The organism is Mesorhizobium sp. M1A.F.Ca.ET.072.01.1.1 (genome assembly GCF_004023325.1).
Lineage (GTDB): Bacteria > Pseudomonadota > Alphaproteobacteria > Rhizobiales > Rhizobiaceae > Mesorhizobium.
This window is the reverse complement of record NZ_RZSF01000593.1, coordinates 1-1,927: the sequence shown is the minus strand read 5'-3', so window position 1 is coordinate 1,927 and position 1,927 is coordinate 1. Positions and strand designations below refer to the sequence as shown.

General features: G+C 65.4%; 1 protein-coding gene. It reads left to right on the top strand.

The features are described from left to right. Nucleotides 1-42 precede the first annotated feature (42 nt). Nucleotides 43-1,927 (top strand): excinuclease ABC subunit UvrC (uvrC, locus tag EOA32_RS36680; protein ID WP_128374269.1); only part of this gene is annotated, 1,885 nt, incomplete at its 3' end.

The following is a 1,927-nucleotide window of genomic DNA, read 5'->3' as shown; positions in this document are numbered from 1 at the left end:
GCATCTTGCATGGCAGACGCCCGATGTGACAGGCATGGTGGAATGAGTCCTGCCCAAAAACACAGCCCCATCGGCGCCGGCGATGATTTGCCGCCCGATCTCGATATCGAGGACGAGGCGTCGGAGGAGATCGTCGAGCCGGAGGCGGTTGTCGCCGGTCCCGACGTTGCTTTCACCGCGATCGACTGGACGCCGCATGCCGGCGACGCCGACGGCATGGTCGGTGCCGAGGTGATCCAGACCTTGGTCAAGCGGCTGCCCAACCAGCCGGGCGTCTACCGAATGATGAATGCCGCCGGCGACGTGCTCTATGTCGGCAAGGCGCGCAGCCTGAAGAAGCGCGTCACCAACTATGCGCACGGGCGCTTCCACACCGCCCGCATCGGCCGCATGGTGCGCGAGACGGCGACGATGGAATTCGTCGTCACTCGCACCGAGATCGAGGCGCTGCTGCTCGAGGCCAACCTCATCAAGCGGCTGAGGCCCCGCTTCAACGTGCTGATGCGGGACGACAAGTCGTTCCCTTACATCCTGCTTACTGGCGACCATGTCTCGCCCGGCATCTACAAGCATCGCGGCGCGCGCTCGCGCAAGGGCGACTATTTTGGGCCCTTCGCTTCCGCCGGCGCGGTCGGGCGCACCATCAATTCGCTGCAGCGCGCCTTTCTGCTGCGAAGCTGCACGGATTCCTTCTACGAGAACCGCACGCGACCTTGCCTGCTCTACCAGATCAAGCGTTGCGCCGGTCCCTGCACCGGCGAGATATCGCATCGGGGCTATGCCGAGCTGGTTGCCGAGGCGAAGGATTTTCTCTCCGGCCGCAGTCAGAAGGTGAAGACCGAGATCTCGGCCGCCATGCAACAAGCCTCCGAAGAGCTCGATTTCGAGCGGGCCGCTATCTACCGGGATCGCCTCGCGGCGCTATCGCATGTGCAGGCGCATCAGGGCATCAACCCGCAGACGGTGGAGGAGGCGGATGTCTTTGCCATCCACCAGGAAGGCGGCCAGACCTGCATCCAGGTGTTCTTCTTCCGCACCGGCCAGAACTGGGGCAACCGCGCCTATTTTCCCAAGGCCGATCCGGCGCTGGAGCCGGCCGAGGTGCTGGGCTCCTTCCTCGCGCAGTTCTATGACGACAAGCTGCCGGCGCGTACGCTGCTTCTTTCCCAGTCGGTGCAGGAGCAGGAGCTGCTCGCCGAGGCGCTGTCAACCCGCGCCGGGCGCAGGATAGCGATCTCGGTGCCGCAGCGCGGCGAGAAGAAGGATCTCACCGATCACGCGCTGCAGAACGCGCGTGAGGCGCTCGGCCGCAGGCTGGCGGAAACGTCGACGCAGGCGCGGCTATTGCAAGGCTTTGCCGAGACCTTCGGCCTCGCAAGGCCGCCAGTGCGCATCGAGGTCTACGACAACTCGCACATCATGGGCACCAATGCGGTCGGCGCCATGGTCGTCGCCGGGCCGGAAGGTTTTGTGAAGAACCAGTACCGAAAGTTCAACATCCGCTCGACCGAGATCACGCCCGGTGACGATTTCGGCATGATGCGCGAGGTGATGGAGCGCCGCTTCTCGCGGCTGCTCAGGGAGCATGGCGACGTCCAGCCTTCAATCGGAGCGGGCGCGGAGGCCGAGGACGATGCGGCCGAGGATCTTGTCGAGGGAAACGGCAGCTTCCCGGCATGGCCGGACGTCATCCTGATCGACGGCGGCCAGGGCCAGATGACGGCGGTGCGCAAGATCCTGTCCGGTCTCGGCATCGAGGACCGGGTCGTCGCCATCGGCATCGCCAAGGGCCAGGACCGCGACGCCGGGCGCGAGCGCTTCTTCGTCAAGGGCAGGGACTCTTTCACGCTGCCGGTGCGCGACCCGGTGCTCTATTTCGTCCAGCGCCTGCGCGACGAGGTGCATCGCTTCGCCATCGGCTCCCACC